Origin of the sequence: Bartonella sp. AA23NXGY (assembly GCF_042197165.1) — a bacterium.
In the GTDB taxonomy this organism is placed as follows: domain Bacteria; phylum Pseudomonadota; class Alphaproteobacteria; order Rhizobiales; family Rhizobiaceae; genus Bartonella.
In genome coordinates, this window is sequence record NZ_JBHIRO010000005.1 from 35799 (window position 1) to 56601 (window position 20803).

The following is a 20803-nucleotide window of genomic DNA, read 5'->3' on the forward strand; positions in this document are numbered from 1 at the left end:
TGTTCTCCTTAAGATGCCACACAGGTTTCCACTGTTCCATCAAGTACGGCGGTTGTATTCAGCATGTTTGAGACATAGCCGTCCAAAATATTCCTATCCGCCTGAGGTAGAAGAAAATACATAAGGTTGGAATACCATTGCCAACCACGCTGAGTCAGCTGGAGATTGTTATCACTTTCTGCGATGAGACCTGCATCTATGAGCTGTTGTAGGTTATTGTATACGAAAGAGGGAAGTGCGGTCCAGTCAATTCTTTCTTTTTCGGCATGGCCGTTATAAGGTAGCCGCATAAAAAAAGCTTTGGAGGCTTGTTGCTCCGCTGATACCCAATTGTAGTATACTTTGGATTTTCCTTTAAGTTGTATGTCGGTAATGTATCCGCTTCGACTGGGATTGGCTCGTGTGACGAGTGAGCCGAGAATCGACAGTGCTGACGCCCCGAAGCCAACCACATAATCGTCATGATAACCATGCAAATATTTGTGATAGCGGAAATAATTAGCTGAACTCGTTTTAGCGAGCGTTAGAGGAGTGTTATTGGCAATTTTGATATAGGAATGCCCATTACACGGCGCATAGCCGCAGCTGCGCATAACGATGTCGCTAAATAATCGAAGCATCTGTCGATGCTGTAGGCTGGACGGTTTAAGCCCTTTTTGTGCGTAAGACTTATGCAGTTGCGACGTGATAGCCAGATTGTTGATTGCATAGAGGTTGATGGTTTCAGGGTGAAGCTCGCTGGTTTGCTTCAAATCGTATAATAGTTCTTCGGTTTGCTGGCTGTGCATGCCATATAGTAGGTCGAAACCGACATGTCCAATTATCTCTTGTGACCAAGCCACGGTATTGTTGATTTGTTCACGTGTTGAGGTGAGGTTAAACAATGATCGGAAACGCTCAATGAAACTCTGTATACCGAAGCTGATCCGGTTAACGCCGATCTCACGGGCAGCATAAAGTTTATCACGTGTGACGCTCTTCGATTCGCTTTCCAGTGTAAACTCGGCTAAGGAAGAGAGCTCAAATTCGGCATGCAATACTTTTCCGATGTGGCGGATATTATCTGCGGACAAGAGCGACGGTGTGCCGCCCCCTATATAGATGCTGCGGATGGGCCCTCTAAGCGAGCGAATGAAATTTCCTTTGGTTCTGATCTCTGTGGTAAGCGCTGACATATAAGATTCGATTTGCTTAACGTGCTTGTAGGCCCCTTTCTGAAAGGGACAGAAGGAACAGATGGTTTCGCAAAAGGGAATATGCAAATAAAGAGAAATGGTACGCGCTTGTGGAATCTGCTTACTTTGCGCTAGTTTATTAAAGTCTAGGTAATCGTAAAATTCATTTGAAATAGTGCGAAATAACGGATATGTGAAGTTGTAAATCGGCTTGAGTTGATCGAACTTCACAAAAGGATGATCCACGAGTTGCATAGTTTACTCCCCCAATTTCTTAACTCGCACTATATTATTGACGGGCGACTGGTGACCCAATCATCCGAGTGTATTACCAAAGATTTTCACGGAACATAATGAATCCTCCTTTTGTAGAAGTTATATGTATTATACATATAACTCATTATATGAACAGATGAGCTTGTTTAAGAGGCAATGTAAAGATAAAAATATAAAAGAACTTTCTCTTGCAGCCTTATGGTCTGATATTGTAATTGGTATCCTGTTTTACGTGGTCGGGCTATGAATGCCTAGGGCGAGAAAAAGCAGGGTATTTTAATGGACGTGCGGGGCATCTTTGTTATGTTGCTGGGATTTGGAATTTGCGTCTGGTTATGAAATATCATTAGCGCAAAAAGATGGTTTTAAAGGTAGATATATATTTTTTAATATCCCTGTAAAACTTCGAGAAGAGATAGAATTATCCTATTAGAAAACATATAAATGTCCAGTGTGATAATATTATCGAATTACATGACATCATCACTCGTGCACGCCATTTTGACATATTACCTAAAATCTCATTGAGATTGTGCCATGTACTGGAAAACGGGGATAGATCGTGTTTTGGTATGACTGCGGCGAAGTTACGTGCCGCATTATCTTTGCTAGAATCTAATAGGATTAGGCTTAATGGGGTGCATTTGCATGGGGGGCGTGTGCTCGGTCTGCACAGTATCACGAGATCATAAGTCAAAGTATGTGAAAGCAACTGATACAAAAAAGATTTTACGATGGTGGAAGATCGACGATGAAGGACGTTAGTTCAAAGAAAATTGATATTATTGTGTTTTCATATCCTGATTTTTGGGCTTTTGAGATATAAATAACACACCTCTTAGTGGGCTGGAGATTATCAAATGTTGAATCACGCATGGCGCAATTAGCAAAAAATCCTATCTATTGGATTTGGTATGCTCTACTGGATTCTCAGCTCTAAATATTGTGTGCGAAGTGCAATGTCAAGCGGTGGGAATTGATATAAGTGCAGAGTCGTACCATCCGCTCAGAACAAGGTTGATAGCTCTGTTATGCAGGCGATGGTTAAGTTTTATGTCGGAAATGTTGAGCGTATGACTTATCCTGAAAATACATTTACGCATATTATGGCGGGGTGAGTATTTGTAAGCACAGCTGTAAAGGCTACTCACCATCCTAGGGTGTTTACTTCTATGTGGATAACAATAGAGTTACAAAACTTGCTTCATATTAAAAGAAAAGTTTCTTTTCTTTTAATTAAGCATTGCTACAACCAAAAGGAAATTAAATATCTCGCCTTTATTATTCTCGCCAATGTTTGCTTATATATGATTATTTGAATCGGAATTAGGTTACGTACAATATGGTATTTCTCGCTGTTTTATATAAGGAGAAGGTTCGCACCGATGTATCGCGTGCAATATCAATTTTTTCACTATGGTGATAGGATAGCTTTTTGAGCGCAAAGTTCTTTTACCTTGATGGATCTTATAGTATTCTTCAAAAATATCAGTTGATAATTTTTTTTCGTGTCGTTTATGCATGGGCTGATACAATAAGAATAGGACTTGATTGTTTTTAAAGTTGGTATGTTATGGCTGTAAAAAATGGTGAACAAACGAAAAGTAAGAATTTTAAACCTGTCTCTCGTTTTCTCAAAAGTTTACGTGGTGTGTGCAATTGGGAACAAGTTTCACAATGGCTTGCTTCCCGTAAGGTAGAGGATATTGAATGTATTACGCCTGATCAAGCAGGGGTACCACGGGGCAAGATGATGCTTTCTAAAAAATTTACATCGGAAACATCATTGGCATTGCCTTCAGCAGTTTTTATGGCAACAATTTCAGGGGATTATCCGGAAGATGGTCATGGTTTTGAATATCCTAAAGCAGATGGTGATTTACGCCTTGAGCCTGATCTTTCTACGTTAAGCATTGTTCCATGGGAAGATGCTCCTACGGCACAGGTGATTTGTGATCTTGTGTATCAAAATGGTCAGGTTGTGGATTACACACCACGCAATGTTTTACGAACAGTGGTTCATTTTTACACAAAAATGGGTTTAAGCCCTGTTGTTGCACCAGAAATTGAGTTTTATTTGGTACAAAAAAATCCCGATCCTGATTATCCGTTAGTTCCACCAGTTGGTCGTTCTGGGCGTTCAATTGGTGGTGGACAGGGGTATTCCATTGCTGGTGTTAATGAATTTGATGATTTGATTGATGATATTTATCAATTTTCAGAGGCACAAGGATTGGAAATTGATACCCTCATTCATGAAGAAGGAGCAGGTCAGTTTGAAATTAATTTACGTCATGGTGATCCTATTGAGTTAGCGGATCAAGTTTTTATGTTTAAACGAACAATTCGTGAAGCAGCACTAAAACATAATATGTATGCGACATTTATGGCAAAACCCATTCAGGGGCAGCCAGGTTCTGCGATGCATATTCACCAATCGGTCGTTGATAAGAAAACGGGTATGAACATTTTTACACAGGAAAATGGTGAAGAAAGTATCTGTTTTCGCCATTTTATTGGTGGATTGCAAAAACATATGCCAGGGGTTCTTGTGATGCTTGCGCCTTACGTGAATTCTTATCGACGTCTTGTACCTGATAATTCGGCTCCTGTTAATTTGCGGTGGGGATATGATAATCGTACTACAGCTTTTCGTGTTCCTCGTTCTGCTCCTCAAGCGCGGCGTGTCGAGAATAGGCTTCCTTCATCAGATGCGAATCCTTATTTAGCTCTTGCAGCTTCTTTAGCGTGTGGTCTCATTGGTTTACAGCAAAAAATTGAGCCAGATGAGCCAACGACAAATAATGTGAATGCTGATAATATTGAGTTACCGCGTGGACTCATTGAGGCAGTTAATTTGTTTGAACAAGATACAGCAATACATGCTATTTTAGGGGATGTGTTTGTCAGTACTTATGCTGCAATCAAACGACAAGAGTTTGAAACTTTTATGGAAGTAATTAGTCCGTGGGAGCGTGAATATCTCCTGCTGAATGTTTAAATTTTATGACGATGATTGATGATAATTCAATTTCTCCAGGAATTTCTTGGTATGAAGATACTTTAAAAGAGCGCCCCTCTTATCCTTCTTTTTGTGAAAACAGACAGTGTGATGTTGCCATTATTGGAGGCGGATTTACGGGTCTTTCGGCTGCTTATCATTTAGCCAAGGCTGGAGTAGATGTTGTTTTATTTGAAGCATCACGTTTTGGTGATGGTGCTTCAGGGCGCAATGGTGGACAGCTGGGAACAGGGCAACGGCAATGGGTAGAAACATTAGAAAAAAAGTATGGTTTTGAGCGCAGTAAGGCTCTGTTTGATTTGGCAGAAGAAGCTAAAAGAGATATTTTAGCTTTATGCGCAATGCCTAATTGTCCGTGTGATTTGATAGGAGGACAGCTTTCTGTAACTCATAAAAGGCGTGAGCTTCTCTCTTATCAACGGCATATTGAGGCGATGCAGCGTTATGGCTATCACGCGCTTACTTTTATGGATAAGGCTGAAACATTTGAGCGACTTGGATCAACTTTTTATTGTGGTGGTATTTATGATGCGGATACCGGTCATATAAATCCCTTAAAATTGATTATTGGGTTGGCAAAAAGAGCACAAGATGCTGGTGCTAAGCTTTATGAGAAGTCACAAGTAACGACCATAAGGCGCAAGGGAGCACATTGGAAAGTAATAACAGAAAAAGGCAGTGTAACAGCAGAGCATGTTTTACTTGCAACAAATGGGTATAAACTTGGTCTGGAGCGTTTTATTGAGAAAAATATTGTTTCTATTCGCTCTTATATTGGAGCAACGGACCCATTACCAAAGCATAGTTCAATTCTTATAGGGGGGGAATCGGTTGATGATTCCCGTTTTATGGTTCGCTATTTTCGCAAAAGCATTGATAATCGTCTCTTATTTGGTGGTGTAGAAAGTTATGATAATAAGCATCCTCTAAATTTAGATGAACGTATAAAACGGCAAATTGTTGAAATTTATCCTCAATTACATTCTATCAATTTAAGCCATCGGTGGGGAGCAACGGTTGCCATCACAGTTGAACGCATGCCCTATGTTCGCCAACTTTTCTCAAGGATGACTTATTGTGGTGGTTATTCAGGGCATGGCGTTATGCTGGCTCCTTTCGTGGGAAAATTATACGCAGAATGGTTAACTGGAAAATATGAACGTTTTTCCTATTTCCAAGACTTAAAGATTTCATCTTTTCCGGGGGGACGCGTTTTGCGTTATCCGCTTATATTTTTAGCAATGCGTTGGTTTTCTTTATTGGATCGCCTTTAATGTAAACATTGCTTGAAATGAAGAAAATTAATGGCTTATTTAGTATCTGTCTGCTTTAATGATGAAAGCTTTTATAAGTGATATGGGATTTCATAATCGAATAGAAAAATAAACAAGTTCATGGTGCGTAAAATTATTCCAGTTTCTTCCTTTGATTGTATTGTTTTTGGTGGCAATGGTGATCTGGCGTTGCGCAAGCTTTTGCCGGCTTTGTATCATTGTCAGTGTGCTGGGCAATTCAGTGAGCCAACACGTATTATTGGGGTTTCGCGCACTTCCTTAAGTTGTGAAGAATATCAAAATTTTGTCCGCATTTCTTTAGAAAAACATATCCATCCAAAAGATCTCAATTCAACAGAACTCAATCGTTTTCTTGCACGTTTAACTTACATTTCTGTTGATGTTACCTCAAATCGAGGGTGGGAGGATTTAGCCCTCCTTCTGTCACAAGATTCAGCGGATATTCGAGCTTTTTATTTGGCTGTTGGTTCGTCACTTTTTGCTGATATTGCGATGAAGTTGGAAAAAAATGATTTGGTGACACCACAAACACGGATTATCATTGAAAAACCAATTGGTTGCGATGTAAAAACAGCTATTTCACTTAATGATGTATTTGCAAGCGCCTTTAATGAAGAGCAGATCTTTCGTATTGATCATTATCTTGGGAAGGAAACTGTTCAAAATTTAATGGCATTGCGGTTTGTTAATACACTTTATGAACCGCTATGGAACTCCAATTATATTGATCATGTTCAAATAACCGTTGCTGAATCTTTAGGGTTAGAAGGGCGTACAGAATATTATGAAAGCACTGGTGCTTTACGCGATATGGTTCAAAACCATATGCTACAATTACTTTGTTTGGTTGCGATGGAAATACCATTTACCAACAGTGCTAATGCTGTGCGCGATGAAAAACTTAAAGTTTTACATTCTTTAACACCGCTTGATGTCCATAATGTAGGGCAGCATACTGTACGTGGGCAGTATCTTTCTGGTCTATCAAATGGTATATCGGTAGAGTCTTATTTTGATGATCTGGGAAGAGTGAGTAAGAGTGAAACATTTGTAGCACTTAAGGTTAAGATTGATAACTGGCGTTGGGCTAATACGCCTTTTTATTTACGAACAGGTAAGCGCATGTTCACGCGAATGTCTGAAATTGTTGTGGTTTTTAAACCTATTCCTCATAATATTTTTAATGTGGATTTAGATGAAATTTTTTCTAATCGGCTTGTAATTCGTCTCCAACCTGATGAAGGTGTAAAACAATGGTTGATGATTAAGGATCCAAGTTATGGCGGTATGCGGTTTTGTCACATTCCATTAGACATGAGTTTTGCTTCTGCATTTTCTGAACGTAATCCTGATGCTTATGAACGTTTATTAATGGATGTTATTCGTGGAGATCAAACACTGTTTATGCGTCGTGATGAAGTTGAGGCTGCTTGGCGTTGGATTGATCCAATCATTGAGGGATGGGAAACAATACAACAGCCTGTTCATAGTTATAACGCTGGTTCGTGGGGGCCGTCTGCTTCGATGAGCCTCATGGAACGTGATGGGCGTATATGGAACAATTTAGTTTAGAGCAATAAGTATGTATAGAATGAATATTGACCGTTTAGATTTTGAAACCCCTCAGACTTTAGCCTTGGCATTGGCAGATCGAGTAGCCGCAGAGCTTAGTGTATCTGTTCTTGAGCGCAAGAGAGCAGTTTTAGCGGTGTCTGGTGGTAAAACACCAGAATTGTTTTTTCATTATTTATCAAAAGCGGATATTGATTGGCAAAATATTATTATCACTTTGGTCGATGAACGTTTTGTTCCTACACACGAGGAACGTTCAAATGAACATATGGTACGGTGTCATTTGTTACAAAATTTTGCCGAAAAAGCACGTTTTGTAGGGCTTTATCATAAAACAATTACTGCTGAACTTGCTGCTTTTTCAGCGGCGAGTCGTGTTAATACTTTGCCTAAACCCTTTGATGTTGTTGTTTTAGGAATGGGGGAGGATGGACATACGGCATCTTTTTTTCCTGATGCTGATCGTTTAAAGCAAGCGCTTGATTTACGAACACAAGCACTTGTTTTACCCCTTCATGCTAAGAGTGCTGTTGAGCCAAGACTCTCACTAACTTTGCCAGTTATTATGCAATCTCGTTGTATTATTCTCCATTTCGAAGGTTTTCAGAAACGCGATTGTTTTGAAGAAGCTTGTCAAGACGGGTCTGAAATAGAAATGCCTATTCGGGCAATTCTGCGTAATTCCCCTCATCTCGTTCAGGTTTATTGGTCGCCTGCAGAAAATGAAATAAGTGAATCAAAATATGTGACACAAAGTGAATAAAACGTAATCTCTCTCAATGAATGAGGGGAAGAAACAATGAAAGGGGGAGAGAAATATGGCACTTTCCAAGACAATTGCCACAGTTACACGAAGAATTTATGAACGTTCTCGATCAACACGAGAAATTTACTTAGATCGTATTGCGAAAGCACAAGTTCATCGCCCCAAACGGAGTTTTTTAGGATGTGCCAATCAGGCTCATGGCTTTGCTGCTTGTGGTGCAATAGATAAAGAGCGTTTGAAGGGAAATATCGTTGGGAATATTGGTATTATCACGGCATATAACGATATACTTTCAGCACATCAACCTTTTGAAAAATTTCCTCACTTAATTAAAGAGTCGGCCCGTATGGTTGGTGGTGTTGCACAGGTTGCAGGTGGTGTTCCCGCGATGTGCGATGGTGTTACGCAGGGAAATGCGGGGATGGAGCTTTCCCTTTTTTCGCGTGAAGTAATTGCAATGGCAACAGCTATAAGCTTATCACACGATGTCTTTGATGCAGCATTGTATCTTGGGGTGTGTGATAAAATTGTGCCAGGTTTATTGATTGGTGCCCTAACATTTGGTCATTTACCAGGAATTTTTATAGCTGCTGGTCCTATGACAAGTGGTCAAGGTAATGATGAAAAAGCAAAGATACGTCAACTTTACGCGGAAAATAAAATAGATCGCCAAACACTTCTAGCATCGGAAGCACGTTCTTATCATGGGCCAGGAACATGTACATTTTATGGAACAGCTAACTCTAATCAGGTGATACTGGAGATGATGGGGCTTCATATGCCTGGAGCTTCTTTTATTAATGCGAATACACCATTGCGTGATGCTTTAACAAAAGAAGCTACGAAACGTGTACTTGAAATGACAGATCTTGGTGATCATTATAGTCCACTTGGTATGATCATTGATGAGCGTTCTTTTGTGAATGCCATTGTAGGATTAAATGCAACAGGAGGTTCTACCAATCATGCGATTCATTTGATTGCTATGGCTGCTGTTTGCGGTATTAAATTGACATGGCATGATATTGCAGAAATTTCATCCGTTGTGCCTCTTTTAGCGCGCATTTATCCTAACGGTTTAGCAGATATTAATCATTTTTACGCTGCGGGGGGAATGGGATTTATTATTCGCGAGCTTATCGAGGCAGGCTTGGTCCATGAAGATGTTTCTACGGTTTTTGGTAAAGATCTCAATGCTTATGCAATTGAAGCAAAGCTTTCTGCTGATGGTCATGTGGTGCGTGAAGCGGCTCTTAAGGAAAGTGGTGATCATAAGGTGTTAGCGGGGTGGAGAAAGCCATTTCAGCTTGATGGTGGTCTTCGTGTTTTATCAGGAGATTTGGGAACAGCTATTATAAAAGTTTCCTCTGTTAAACCAGAGTATTGGCAGATTAAAGCACCAGTCTTTGTTTTTAATGATCAAGAGGAACTACAAAAATCTTTTAAATCTGGAGTGTTGCATAATAAAGACTTTATCGCTGTCATTCGCTATCAAGGACCAAAAGCCAATGGTATGCCAGAGCTTCATAAATTAACAACCATTTTAGGCGTTTTACAAGATCGCGGTCAAAAGGTAGCATTGATAACCGATGGGCGTATGTCAGGAGCGTCAGGAAAAATTCCTGCTGCTCTCCATGTGACACCAGAAGCAGTGGATAATGGCCCCATTGCACGTTTGCAGGATGGTGATATTGTTTTTCTTGATGCTCATGAGGGTAAATTAACTCTTTTGGAGGATTTAGCAAAATTTAACGCGCGAAAAATCATACCTCCGGATCTTTCAAAAAACGAACATGGTGTTGGACGCGAACTTTTTCATGTTTTTCGTCAATCCGTTAATCGTGCAGATCAAGGGGCATCTGTTTTTATGACATGAAAAATGCAAAAATAAATAAGCTGAATCATATACAATGAAACCATATACAAGGAATTGTTACAATTTTTAGAATTTTGGTATCGGCAGATTGTGTGATCGCGCGGCGGCTTTGAGTGTATTAACCATAAGCATGGCAATTGTCATTGGTCCAACGCCTCCTGGAACAGGGGTGATCGCAGCAGCTTTTTCTTTTACGTTTTCAAAATCGACATCACCAACAAGACGTGTTTTCCCTATACCTTTTTCTGGTGCAGCAACGCGGTTAATACCGACATCAATAACAATTGCACCATCTTTTATCCAGTCTTTTTTAATCATTTGTGGGCGGCCTACAGCTGCTACTAGAATATCAGCGCTTCGACACACATCATCAAGGTCACGGGTACGACTATGGGCAATTGTCACAGTGGCATTGGCTGCTGTTAAAAGGGCAGCCATAGGTTTTCCAACAATATTAGAGCGTCCAACAACGACAGCATCAAGTCCAGATAAATCTCGTCCACAGTGTTGTTCAATCATCATCATGGCACCAGCTGGAGTGCAGGGAATAATTGCATCTTCAAGTGCATTTGCCGCGAGTTTTCCTACATTAATATAATGAAAACCATCAACATCTTTTTGGAAAGCAACGGCTTGTGTTATGCGATTTGTATTCATATGAGCAGGGAGAGGCAGCTGTACCAAAATACCATGAATTTTGGGATCAGAATTTAATGTTGCAATAAGTTGAAGGAGTTCTTTTTCTTGCGTTTCTTTGGAAACGACATGTTTGATTGAAAGAAACCCACATTCTTCGGCTTTTTTATTTTTTGAGGTGACATATACTTGACTTGCAGGATCATCTCCAACGATAATAACAGCGATACTAGGTTGTATATTATAGTGATGGCGGAGCTTTGCTGTTTCGGCCTTAACTTTCACAATAATCTCTTCAGCAAGTTTTTTTCCGTCGATAATATTATTCATTCAGAGATCCTTTCGGTAAGGCTGTTTGTTTTTTTTGTAAAGCATTTTCTAATAATACGATAGAGTTTTATAGCAATATTCATATGAGAACAGTAAGAATGGTTTTATAATGTTGTGGATTTATAGTTTTGAAGACTTTTAAATAATTGCTTTATAAAGAAGCAGCAACATTGCTGTTTGAATAAATTTTGGATAAAGAACAAAAATAATGAAGATACAAAGTGGATATAGTGAATTATAGGATTATAAAAACTTTTTATGATCATTTAAGTTTGTTTTTAATCTGTTATAGGGGGATAAGTATAGAGGGATAATGTGCGCATCAGAATAATAAAATTTTTGAGCGGAGTTTTTATTACAATTATCTTTTTATTTGGAGTGGGGATTCTCGTTTTACCTTATCTTATTTCTACAGATGCGATTCGTATTCGTTTAGCGCAGGATTTAAGTGCGTGGACGGGTTACAATGTGCAATTGCGTGATCCACCGCGGTTACATCTTTTTCCTTATCCTAAAGCATTTCTTTCTGGCGTTACTTTAACATCAAAAATGGATGATGTTGCGCCATTAATGGAAGCTGAATCAATAGAAGTTGATCTTTCTGTCGTCGATCTTCTTTGGGGACATATTTCTTTTTCAGAGACGCGGATTATGCGTCCTCAATTTGTTATGGAAAAGCCTGTTAAAACAATAGCAGATTTTTTTGATCGGTTTTCTCGCTCACAAGGTGCATTAGGGGTGGCAATACGTAATACGCGTGAAATATTAAAACATAATCCTGAGCATCCAGAGATAGAGCACCTTTTAAAACAACCTTTTGGACGGATTGTCATTAAAAATGGTGTTCTTGTGTATCACGATAGTTTTTCAGGAGTAGCAGAAAAAATAACAGGATTAAATGCAACTTTAGATTGGCCGGAATCAACTCAGGAAGTACGGTTACGTGCAGATGCGCGTTGGCGCGGAGAGTTTACAAAATTATCACTTGATGCTTCTCAAGCATTACTGCTTCTTGCTGGAGGCAAAAGTCATATTAGGGCAAGTCTCAATTCTGTACGTGGGGGAATAACTTTTACAGGAAAGGCTCGATTATCTGAATATTATATTTTTGACGGAAAAGTGTCAATGCGTTCTCCTGGATGGAATCAGACATTGTCTTGGGTTGGTGGAAATCAGTTTTGGGGACATAAATTAAAAATACCCATTGTATGGGAATCTCATTTTTTAGCGCAGCCAATGCATATCCAAATGAACAATGTTACATTTACGATGGGGAAAGCCAATGCGCGAGGAGCTTTAAAACTCGATTTTCAAGATTATGTACCAAATGTCATGGGCTCTTTAGCCTTTGATAATCTAGACCTTAGCCTCTTGGGTTCAATGTTTTTTTCAGGTAAAAAGAAAAATGCCTGCTTTGACATGAGAACTTTTGATTGTATTGGCGTGGATATACGACTTTCTGCGCCACAAGCTAAAATAGGAAATATTTCACTCACAAATTTAGCTGCTGCAATACAAATAAGAGATGGTCATGGTATTTTTGATCTTGGACATGCGAATATTTTTGGTGGATCTGTGCAAAGTAATATTGAAGTTACCTCAGCTGGACAGAAAGTGCGTATTGGAGGAAATATTTCAGGTGCTTCTATTGATATGCAGGAGACTTTAGAAATCTTGGGATTTATTCCATTTATACAAAGCAAAACGAATTTTACTGCAACGGTACGAACACTTGCTGATTCTTGGCCAGAAATTTTTACGAAAATGCAGGGTGAGTTAACACTGAAGATGTCTTCTGGTCGGCTATTAGGGTATGATCCGAATGAATTACAAACAAGACTTTCAAATAAACAACAATTTCTTTTAATGAATAATGATACTTTTTCAACAACATTTGATCACTGGGATATTCAGACAAGCTTTTCAGAAGGTATGATGAAGGTAACAGAGTCATTAATGCGTACAGCAGACTTGAGCTTATCCATTCAAGGAACCATTGCAACTGCTATTGCGCAAGGGAAGGAAAATGAACTGATATTACAGGCACAACTACGCAAAAACTATAGATCAGAAACTTTATGTAAAGATGTCCAATGTCTTGCTAATAGCCTTGCATGGCCTTTTACATTTTCTCTAAGCTCTAAAGGACAAAATCATGGTGATTTTTGGGTTACAAAAGATATTAACGCAGATTGAGTATCGTTTTTCATCTGTATAATATTCTATCCTATAATGATAATTCGTCTTTTTGCAACTTAAAATTGTCTTTTAAATTTAAATAAGAAATTCCACTATCGTAAGATTCTCTCATTTTAAATCCGTTCGTCGTGAAGCAGTAAAAACCATCCTCACCGTCATAATAAGTGAGGTTGGTATAGATAAATGACTGAAGAGAGGAATAAAAAACCTTCTTATGGAATCTTTCAAATACAAGAGATTCATAATATTGGTGCTAATCTTATAAAAATTGCTAAAAAACATTAAAATTTTAAGGAGGATGTTGGCCAGTGCTTATTGAATCGCAGAAGAAATACCATAGCCATCTTTGGTAATTGTATGCTTCCCGTCGGCTCCAACAGAACCAATTCCCACTGTAATCAAAATAAAGGCTAAGAGGGTTGTAATCGTAATAATTGTAGCTTTTTTAGCAGACATATTTTTCCTCCACGGATGCATCAATGACTGAATGCAAAGATGAATGGTGCATTATTTAAACTTTTATGAAAGCAGAATCACTTAAGGATGTATAAGTTCCTATTATTATCTCATAAAGCTAAAAAACTCTATAATTCTTTAATATATTATAGTTCTATAGATATAATTTTTTCTTTTTGCTATATATTTTTCTTCATTTTCTCGATGACGATAGTGAGCATTGGCAAAATTTTTATGCGCATAAATTATAAACTTAAAAGATTATTTATCCGACAGACATTGGCTTTGAATGAAGAAATAAAGATAGAGGGGGCACAAGCTTCTTATCTTATGCATGTTTTGCGTATGAAAGAAGGAGCAGAAATTTTACTTTTTAATGGACAGGATGGTGAGTGGCTTGCTAAACTTATCACTGTTAAGAAAAAATTTGTTGTGGTTCAGCTTATCCATCAAGAAAGATTACAAACGACGCATTCCAATCTTATTTATTGCTTTGCTCCACTCAAAAATGCGCGGTTGGATTATATGGTGCAGAAAGCTGTTGAAATGGGGGTATCGATTTTGCAGCCTGTTATAACGCATCATACGCAGGTTACGCGTATCAATATGGCGCGTATGGAAGCCAATGTTATTGAAGCTTCTGAACAGTGTGGAATTTTATCTCTTCCTGAATGCGTAGCGGCTCTATCATTAGCAGAACTTTTAGCACAGTGGGATGAGACACAGCCTTTATTCTTTTGTGATGAAGAGCATAAATTGCATAATCCATTACCTTCTTTTAAAAAGCGTGACGTTACAACACCTGGTATTCTTATTGGACCGGAAGGTGGCTTTAGTGAAGAAGAGCGGAGCTTTTTAAAAAAACATCCTTTTGTGGTTCCAATATCACTAGGTCCGCGTATTTTACGCGCTGATACTGCCGCTGTTGCTGCTTTGGCTCTTCTTAATGCTACCGTGGGGGATTGGGCAATGGATTGAGAAATCTGTAAAATCATTCTAAACAATTTATTTAAGATGATGATACCAATTATAGGATACGGTAAGTTATGGCGCTTGATATAACTGATGAAAGTGAAATTTATAACTTAGATTCTTTGGTTAGCTATTTCCAAGGGGGGTATAAAGCAGAAGATGATTGGCGCATTGGTACAGAACATGAAAAATTTCCGTTTTATAGAGATGGTTTTCACCCTGTTCCTTATGAAGGAGAGAGGGGAATCCGAGCGCTTTTAGAGAGGATGCAAAGCGCCTTAGGATGGAAACCTATTTTAGATGAAGAGAATATTATTGGGCTCGTAGGATCAGTTGATCAGGGAGCCATTTCTTTGGAACCTGGGGGACAATTTGAATTATCTGGTGCACCATTAAAATCAGTAAGCCATACATATTACGAGTTGATGGAGCATTTAACTCTTCTCAAAAAAATTGCAGAACCATTAGGTATAGGTTTTCTAGGTCTTGGAGCTAGTCCAAAGTGGACTTTAGCTGAAACGCCGCGAATGCCTAAATCACGTTATCAGATTATGACTGATTATATGCCTAAAGTGGGGTATAATGGTCTTAATATGATGTATCGCACATCAACAGTTCAGGTTAATCTTGATTTTTCATCTGAAAGTGATATGCGGCGAAAAATGCAAGTATCCATGAAGTTACAGTCCATTGCAACGGCATTATTTGCAAGTTCGCCCTTTACAGAAGGGCGCCCAAATGGCTTTTTATCGTGGCGTTCTGAAATTTGGCGTAATACTGATAATCAGAGGACAGGCGTTCTGCCCTTTGTATTTTCTGAGCGTTTTGGTTTTGCTGATTATGTTGAATGGGCCCTTGATGTTCCAATGTATTTTGTTGTGCGTGATGGTCGTTATTATGATTGTACACACATAACGTTTCGTCAGTTTATGAATGGAGCATTAAAAGGACAAGTTGCAAATTCAATTCCAAACATGGGAGATTGGATTAATCACTTATCAACGTTATTTCCTGAAGTCCGCTTAAAAAGATTTTTAGAAATGAGGGGAGCTGATTGTGGTTCTTGGAAGCGCATTTGTGCGTTGTCGGCTTTTTGGGTTGGGCTTCTTTATGATAGGGAAGCACTTAATGAGGCAGAGGCTTTGACAAAAGATTGGTGTTTTGAAGAAGTTTTAGAGTTGCGCCAACGCGTTCCTAAAGAAGGGTTAAGAACTCCTTTTCGTCAAACTATTCTTTTAGAGTTAGCACGTCAAGCTCTCGCTATTGCTCGCAAAGGCTTAAAAAATCGCAAACAGTATGATACGAATGGTTTTGATGAAACAAATTTTCTTAATCCTCTAGAAGAGGTTGTTGCAATGGGACAAACAGATGCTGAAAAATTTTTGTCCCATTACTATTCTATTTGGAATAAGTCTGTAGAACCTTTATTTTTAGAATGTGCCTATTAAATTTGAAGCAAAGATACTTCCTACTTTTTTAAAAATACATATCACCGTGGTGGTTCATTCACTCATTTGCTCTAGAGAGCATGTCCTATCTTTCTTTTAACATTTCTCATAACGGAAAGGATACAATACAAAAATTTCTTGGGGAGTGTGATTTTTATACCCAATAATATCACGATATTTCCGTAATCATAATGTTGTCCCTTTGTACAAAAGATAGTTCATAAGAGATAAAGCTTATTATCAAACATTTTTTATTCACTTGGCTAAGCCTACTTATGAATAGGTCTGAAAATAATATTTTTTACTTTTAAAAGGGATAAAAAATATAATTTGCGGTTAATAGTCAATTATTATAATTCAATATACGATGCTTATATGAAAGAGTATTTTATTATACAAAAATTACGATATCAATCTTTCAGTGCGCTAAAAAGACAGTAGAAAAAATACCGATAGATCTATGTATGTATAACTAAATTTTATTTTTATAAAAAAAATAAATATATTATGTAAATAGATAGAAATAAAGATTATTATATATAATGAATGTGTTAATTACATCATTAAATATTGATAAATAAAAAATATTATCTTCATAGAGTTATATGAAATTATAAGCTATTCATAGATAAGAAATAACTATTTGTATGCAAAGGGGTATTATATTAAAATACTATTATTCTTGATAAAGAGGCACGAGATAAAGAGATTGAGCTTGTAACGAATGAGTGTTTGAATACGCACAAAAATTCAAAAAAGCACAACATTTCTATAGCAGAATAATCTTTATCAGTATGAGCGCAACTTATTATAGGCAATTAATCATCCCCATACATTGTAAATCTACTGTAAGACTGCTTTTAATGCTTTAAACTGTACTATTCATAAAATTTATAATATTTGTAGACTTAAAGCCTCTCATTTTAATCATATATCCTCAGTCTTTTCCATTGTTTTCATTATCTAGAAATTTGTAATCGTCTTTGTTATGCTCTCACTAGGATAAGCAGCTTTAAAATGTGCTCGTCCTTCATCCGTAATGGTATCACGCCTCTGTAAACCAGATGTTTTTCTTTCCTTTATTGAATTTGCAAACAAATGGGATTGTTTTTCATCATGAACAGTTACAGAGATTCAACGTTTTTATAAAGATACCGTGGAAAGTATTGACCTGTATCTATTGCATCTAGATTAGGCAAATTCTTAGCTATCAATACAGAAAAAACGCTTCGTGCTCCTATGCCTGTAATTTGTATCATCCTATTTTCAACTTTTTGTCCTATCAGGACTATACGAGGCATTTGGTAAATTCCATCGTTGAGATTCCGATTATAATAAAACCACTGTTGCGTAAAAGGATGATATGAACTCTGAGTGAGGCATGCCTCTTCAAATTCAAAAACCTTTCCTCTTATTAGTTCTTGCGTAACATTATAACTCCAACTTATCTTTTTTATATCTAAAGTGACAAAATTATCTATAGCACATGCACGTGTTGTTCGATCAGCATATGAATAGGTATCGTTAAAACGTTTTACTGCGCTATTATAAAAAGCAATCATATTATTTATATTTTCTGCTCAAGCTCCGCCCTCCAATGTTACGGCAACTCTTGCATTAAGATGTTTCATAAGAGGTCTTTCTACTCCTTTCTTATACATTTTTACTCATACGCCAGCCCTGCTTGTGACGTGCAAGCAAATGATTTTGATTGATTCAAGATAAACAGGTTTGAAATGAGAGAATCTTACGTTATTCGGGACTCTCATTTAATATGCAAAACAGTAAATTATGATTATAAATCAACATGTTGTATTTCAAAGCCTTTTTATGACTATAAAAAGAGTTTTGAAAAATAAAAAAGCTTTCATTGAGAGCAAAGAAAGAATGTATAAAAAGTATTTTCAATAAAATAATTATATTTGAAGTGCTGATCAAAGCTATTGAGAGTGCAGTCCATAAAATGAGCAGAAGTAGCTTGTTGGTGTATTTTCTAGAAAAATCATGAATGTTCGATTGTTAATTCATCCTTGCTTGGAAAGCTCGCTTCAGTTCAAATAGAAAAAGAGAGAGGTAAGGAGATTTATAGGATAAGATATGCTGGAATTATTCAATATTAAGATGCAATGAATGTTGTTTATATTTTTCTTATTTAACTATTTTATAAGAGCATAAATTTAAAGAATAAGAAAATAATTTTATTTATTTTCTTTAAACAGTTATTAGTAGATAAAAAATTCTCTTTTAATCTATAAATTAAAAAAATAATGATTTTGTAAAAGCCTTGTAAGCTTTATAGGTTAATTTTAAATATCATGCATTGATTTTGAATTATGCAGATTATTTATGTCAACCATAATAATAGTGAGCATAGACAATGACACTTAATTTTTTCGTCAATTTATTTCTATTTGTTATTTTTTTATTGTTGGTTTTTCAAAGTAAGAAAATGCAATGGAGTCTTTCACTACGTGTTATGCTATGGCTTATCCTTGGCTTGATTTTTGGAAGTGTTTTGCAGTTTATTTATGGAGAGGGTGAAAGCACTTTATTGAAATCCGTTGAATGGTTTAACATTGTCGGTGAGGGCTATATTTTATTGTTGCAAATGATTGTTATGCCATTGGTTTTTATCTCTATCGTTTCAGCAGTTGCTCATTTACATTCTGTTTATGCTGTTGGAAAGATGAGTATAATAACAATTTCAATATTGCTTTTTACAACGGCTCTTTCAGCATTGGTTGGTGTGCTTGTGGTTAATTTTTTTGGATTAACAACCGATGGTTTGGTGCATGAAGGGCAAAATGTTTCTGCTCTTCTTGAAGGTCATATTTCTAAACTTGGAGATATGAATATACCAAAGATGATTTTGTCTATGATTCCTAAAAATCCATTTGCTGAGTTGAGTGGAGCTAAACGTACGTCAATTATTAGTGTTGTGATTTTTGCGTCATTTTTAGGTGCATCGGTTCTTCTTTTAAAGAAAGATGAGCCAGAAAAAGGAGAAAAAGCGCTTTTATTTATTCAAGTGGCACAAGCTTGGATTATGCGGTTAGTCCGTATTGTGATTGCTTTGACGCCTTATGGTATTTTTGCACTTATGACGAAAGTAGGAGCAATATCGCGTATTACAGATATTTTAAATTTACTGGTTTTTATCATTGCCTCTTATGTCGGTATTATTTTAATTTTTGGAATTCATGGTGTATTGCTTGGTATTTCTGGGATTAATCCCTTTCGTTTTTTCAAAAAGGTTTTACCAGTTTTAACATTTGCTTTTAGCAGTCGTTCAAGTGCTGCAAGTATTCCTTTGAATATTGAAGCGCAAACACAGTGGATAGGTGTACCACAATCCATTGCGAGTTTTGCAGCTTCTTTTGGGGCAACAATTGGACAAAATGGTTGTGCTGGTCTTTATCCAGCGATGCTTGCGACCATGATTGCACCCTCTATGGGTATTAATCCTCTTGATCCTACTTGGATTGCTACGCTTATTGGTGTTGTAACGTTGAGTTCTATTGGTGTTGCTGGTGTGGGGGGAGGTGCTATTTTCGCTGCATTGATTGTGTTACCAATTATGGGGCTTCCTGTTACTTTGGTTGCTGTACTTATCTCTATTGAACCGCTAATTGATATGGGACGGACTGCTCTAAACGTGAGCGATTCAATGATAGCTGGAACGGTCACCAGTCAAATATTACGGACAACAGATAAAAGTATTTTTAAAAAATAATTTTAGATTATATTTTTGGGGGCTGTAAAACATCTGTAAGAGATATTTGCGCTGAACCAGGTTGTAGCGGTTTTTGTTGATTGGGATGAGGAGCCCAACCAGAGAGCCAGATGAAAGAAAAATGTGCACGAATACGTCCATCAGGATCACTAAATCGTTGTGCATAGATTTCAGCTGCGCGGAGAAAAAAACGTTTGGATACAGGGCGTCGTGAACGATTGATGAGTGCATTTTGCATTCCCATAGCTTTAAGATCGTGCATAAGGTCAAACATTGTATTATAACGTATTGTGATATCTTCAACGTCTGCTACAGGCAGGGCAAAGCCAATACGCTGTAAAAGAGCGCCTGCATCACGAATGTCGGCAAAAGGGTAGATTCTAGGGCTTGCTCCACCATAAATTTCACTTTCAGCTTGCAGCAGGCTTTCCCGCAATTCTCTTAATGTACCAGCTCCTGCCATAACAGCAAGAAATAAGCCATCTGGTTTAAGAGTATTTTTTATCTGGCTTAGAACACCAGGGGTATCATTGGTCAATTGTAATGAAAGAAGTGAAACAATAAGGTCACAGTAACTTTGAGGTAAATCAAGAAATTCTCGATGACGTAAATGAAATTTTTTATCATGGCTTTGATAAAGCGGATCGGTCTCAATGCGTTCTATGGAACAAACTTTTCCAGATTTCATTAAAGCTTGCGCAGCAAGGTCTGTATGGCTGTGTAAATCGAGAGCTAATGTAAAGAGGCGATCAACAGTGCTAAGGCGTTTATAGAGATCTTCTGCCATGTGAGAGAGTAAAAAGTCACATCCTTTTTTTGCTTTTTGAAAGGCACGTTTTCGGAATTGTTCAATGCGGTTATGATCAAAAATTAAAGGATGCGACATATTGTAGAACACTTTCGATCTATGAAAGAATATATTTTAAAAAGGTTCATTATTTGTGCAAGCTCTGTCAAGTTTATAATATGAAAGAAAATAAATTTATAGAAGGTAAGAGTTTTTAAAGGAATTAAAATTATAAATTGAGGAAATACAAAGGAACTTTT

General features: G+C 37.4%; 14 protein-coding genes. 9 read left to right on the forward strand and 5 right to left on the reverse strand.

The genetic code is table 11. The features are described from left to right. Positions 1-8: 8 nt before the first annotated feature. Positions 9-1430, reverse strand: a complete 1422-nt coding sequence (locus ACFINY_RS03990) for a coproporphyrinogen-III oxidase family protein (protein WP_375612068.1) — start codon at positions 1428-1430, stop codon at positions 9-11. Positions 1431-3024: 1594 nt separating this feature from the next. Here ACFINY_RS03990 and ACFINY_RS03995 point away from each other — a divergent pair. From ACFINY_RS03995 to edd, 5 genes are all read left to right on the forward strand, one after another. Continuing rightward, positions 3025-4452 carry a glutamine synthetase family protein gene (locus ACFINY_RS03995; RefSeq protein WP_375612069.1) on the forward strand — a complete coding sequence of 476 codons (1428 nt, stop codon included), beginning with the start codon at positions 3025-3027 and terminating at the stop codon, positions 4450-4452. 11 nt (positions 4453-4463) lie between these two features. Beyond that, complete coding sequence (locus ACFINY_RS04000) at positions 4464-5747, forward strand: NAD(P)/FAD-dependent oxidoreductase (protein WP_375612109.1); 1284 nt, start codon at positions 4464-4466, stop codon at positions 5745-5747. 120 nt (positions 5748-5867) lie between these two features. Next, on the forward strand, positions 5868-7340 hold the full coding sequence (zwf, locus tag ACFINY_RS04005) for a glucose-6-phosphate dehydrogenase (protein ID WP_375650687.1): 1473 nt from the start codon (positions 5868-5870) through the stop codon (positions 7338-7340). 10 nt (positions 7341-7350) lie between these two features. Next, positions 7351-8103 (forward strand): 6-phosphogluconolactonase, encoded by a 753-nt coding sequence (gene pgl, locus ACFINY_RS04010; protein ID WP_375612071.1) that lies wholly within the window; start codon positions 7351-7353, stop codon positions 8101-8103. Positions 8104-8158: 55 nt separating this feature from the next. Continuing rightward, positions 8159-9982 (forward strand): phosphogluconate dehydratase, encoded by a 1824-nt coding sequence (gene edd / locus ACFINY_RS04015; RefSeq protein ID WP_375638021.1) that lies wholly within the window; start codon positions 8159-8161, stop codon positions 9980-9982. 66 nt (positions 9983-10048) lie between these two features. Here edd and folD read toward each other — a convergent pair whose 3' ends face one another. Further along, positions 10049-10948 (reverse strand): bifunctional methylenetetrahydrofolate dehydrogenase/methenyltetrahydrofolate cyclohydrolase FolD, encoded by a 900-nt coding sequence (gene folD / locus ACFINY_RS04020; protein ID WP_375629801.1) that lies wholly within the window; start codon positions 10946-10948, stop codon positions 10049-10051. Positions 10949-11263: 315 nt separating this feature from the next. On the opposite strand from folD, the gene ACFINY_RS04025 reads away from it, so the two are divergent. Then, positions 11264-13144, forward strand: a complete 1881-nt coding sequence (locus tag ACFINY_RS04025; protein ID WP_375700864.1) for an AsmA family protein — start codon at positions 11264-11266, stop codon at positions 13142-13144. Between the two features lie 315 nt (positions 13145-13459). Here the strand turns inward: ACFINY_RS04025 and ACFINY_RS04030 are convergent, their stop codons facing one another. Then, positions 13460-13603, reverse strand: a complete 144-nt coding sequence (locus ACFINY_RS04030) for a hypothetical protein (protein WP_273790383.1) — start codon at positions 13601-13603, stop codon at positions 13460-13462. 234 nt (positions 13604-13837) lie between these two features. On the opposite strand from ACFINY_RS04030, the gene ACFINY_RS04035 reads away from it, so the two are divergent. Continuing rightward, complete coding sequence (locus tag ACFINY_RS04035) at positions 13838-14581, forward strand: 16S rRNA (uracil(1498)-N(3))-methyltransferase (RefSeq protein ID WP_375700865.1); 744 nt, start codon at positions 13838-13840, stop codon at positions 14579-14581. Positions 14582-14649: 68 nt separating this feature from the next. Beyond that, positions 14650-16023 (forward strand): glutamate--cysteine ligase, encoded by a 1374-nt coding sequence (locus ACFINY_RS04040; protein ID WP_375681149.1) that lies wholly within the window; start codon positions 14650-14652, stop codon positions 16021-16023. A 1124-nt stretch (positions 16024-17147) separates the two neighbouring features. On the opposite strand, the gene ACFINY_RS04045 is transcribed toward ACFINY_RS04040, so the two are convergent. Beyond that, entirely contained in the window at positions 17148-17585 is a 438-nt protein-coding gene (locus ACFINY_RS04045; protein ID WP_375700866.1) for a type ISP restriction/modification enzyme, read from the reverse strand. An 815-nt stretch (positions 17586-18400) separates the two neighbouring features. Between ACFINY_RS04045 and ACFINY_RS04050 the strand changes: the two genes are divergently transcribed. Beyond that, entirely contained in the window at positions 18401-19756 is a 1356-nt protein-coding gene (locus ACFINY_RS04050; RefSeq protein WP_375638025.1) for an L-cystine transporter, read from the forward strand. Between the two features lie 7 nt (positions 19757-19763). On the opposite strand, the gene ACFINY_RS04055 is transcribed toward ACFINY_RS04050, so the two are convergent. Beyond that, entirely contained in the window at positions 19764-20642 is an 879-nt protein-coding gene (locus ACFINY_RS04055; protein ID WP_375700867.1) for a methyltransferase, read from the reverse strand. Positions 20643-20803 lie beyond the last annotated feature (161 nt).

What these genes read in the sequence shown, in the direction of transcription:
- ACFINY_RS03990 (WP_375612068.1), bottom strand. Translation starts at nt 1,430, where the DNA reads ATGCAACTCGTGGATCATCCTTTTGTGAAGTTCGATCAACTCAAGCCG.
- ACFINY_RS03995 (WP_375612069.1), top strand. Translation starts at nt 3,025, where the DNA reads ATGGCTGTAAAAAATGGTGAACAAACGAAAAGTAAGAATTTTAAACCT.
- ACFINY_RS04000 (WP_375612109.1), top strand. Translation starts at nt 4,464, where the DNA reads ATGATTGATGATAATTCAATTTCTCCAGGAATTTCTTGGTATGAAGAT.
- zwf (WP_375650687.1), top strand. Translation starts at nt 5,868, where the DNA reads ATGGTGCGTAAAATTATTCCAGTTTCTTCCTTTGATTGTATTGTTTTT.
- pgl (WP_375612071.1), top strand. Translation starts at nt 7,351, where the DNA reads ATGTATAGAATGAATATTGACCGTTTAGATTTTGAAACCCCTCAGACT.
- edd (WP_375638021.1), top strand. Translation starts at nt 8,159, where the DNA reads ATGGCACTTTCCAAGACAATTGCCACAGTTACACGAAGAATTTATGAA.
- folD (WP_375629801.1), bottom strand. Translation starts at nt 10,948, where the DNA reads ATGAATAATATTATCGACGGAAAAAAACTTGCTGAAGAGATTATTGTG.
- ACFINY_RS04030 (WP_273790383.1), bottom strand. Translation starts at nt 13,603, where the DNA reads ATGTCTGCTAAAAAAGCTACAATTATTACGATTACAACCCTCTTAGCC.
- ACFINY_RS04035 (WP_375700865.1), top strand. Translation starts at nt 13,838, where the DNA reads ATGCGCATAAATTATAAACTTAAAAGATTATTTATCCGACAGACATTG.
- ACFINY_RS04040 (WP_375681149.1), top strand. Translation starts at nt 14,650, where the DNA reads ATGGCGCTTGATATAACTGATGAAAGTGAAATTTATAACTTAGATTCT.
- ACFINY_RS04045 (WP_375700866.1), bottom strand. Translation starts at nt 17,585, where the DNA reads ATGATTGCTTTTTATAATAGCGCAGTAAAACGTTTTAACGATACCTAT.
- ACFINY_RS04050 (WP_375638025.1), top strand. Translation starts at nt 18,401, where the DNA reads ATGACACTTAATTTTTTCGTCAATTTATTTCTATTTGTTATTTTTTTA.
- ACFINY_RS04055 (WP_375700867.1), bottom strand. Translation starts at nt 20,642, where the DNA reads ATGTCGCATCCTTTAATTTTTGATCATAACCGCATTGAACAATTCCGA.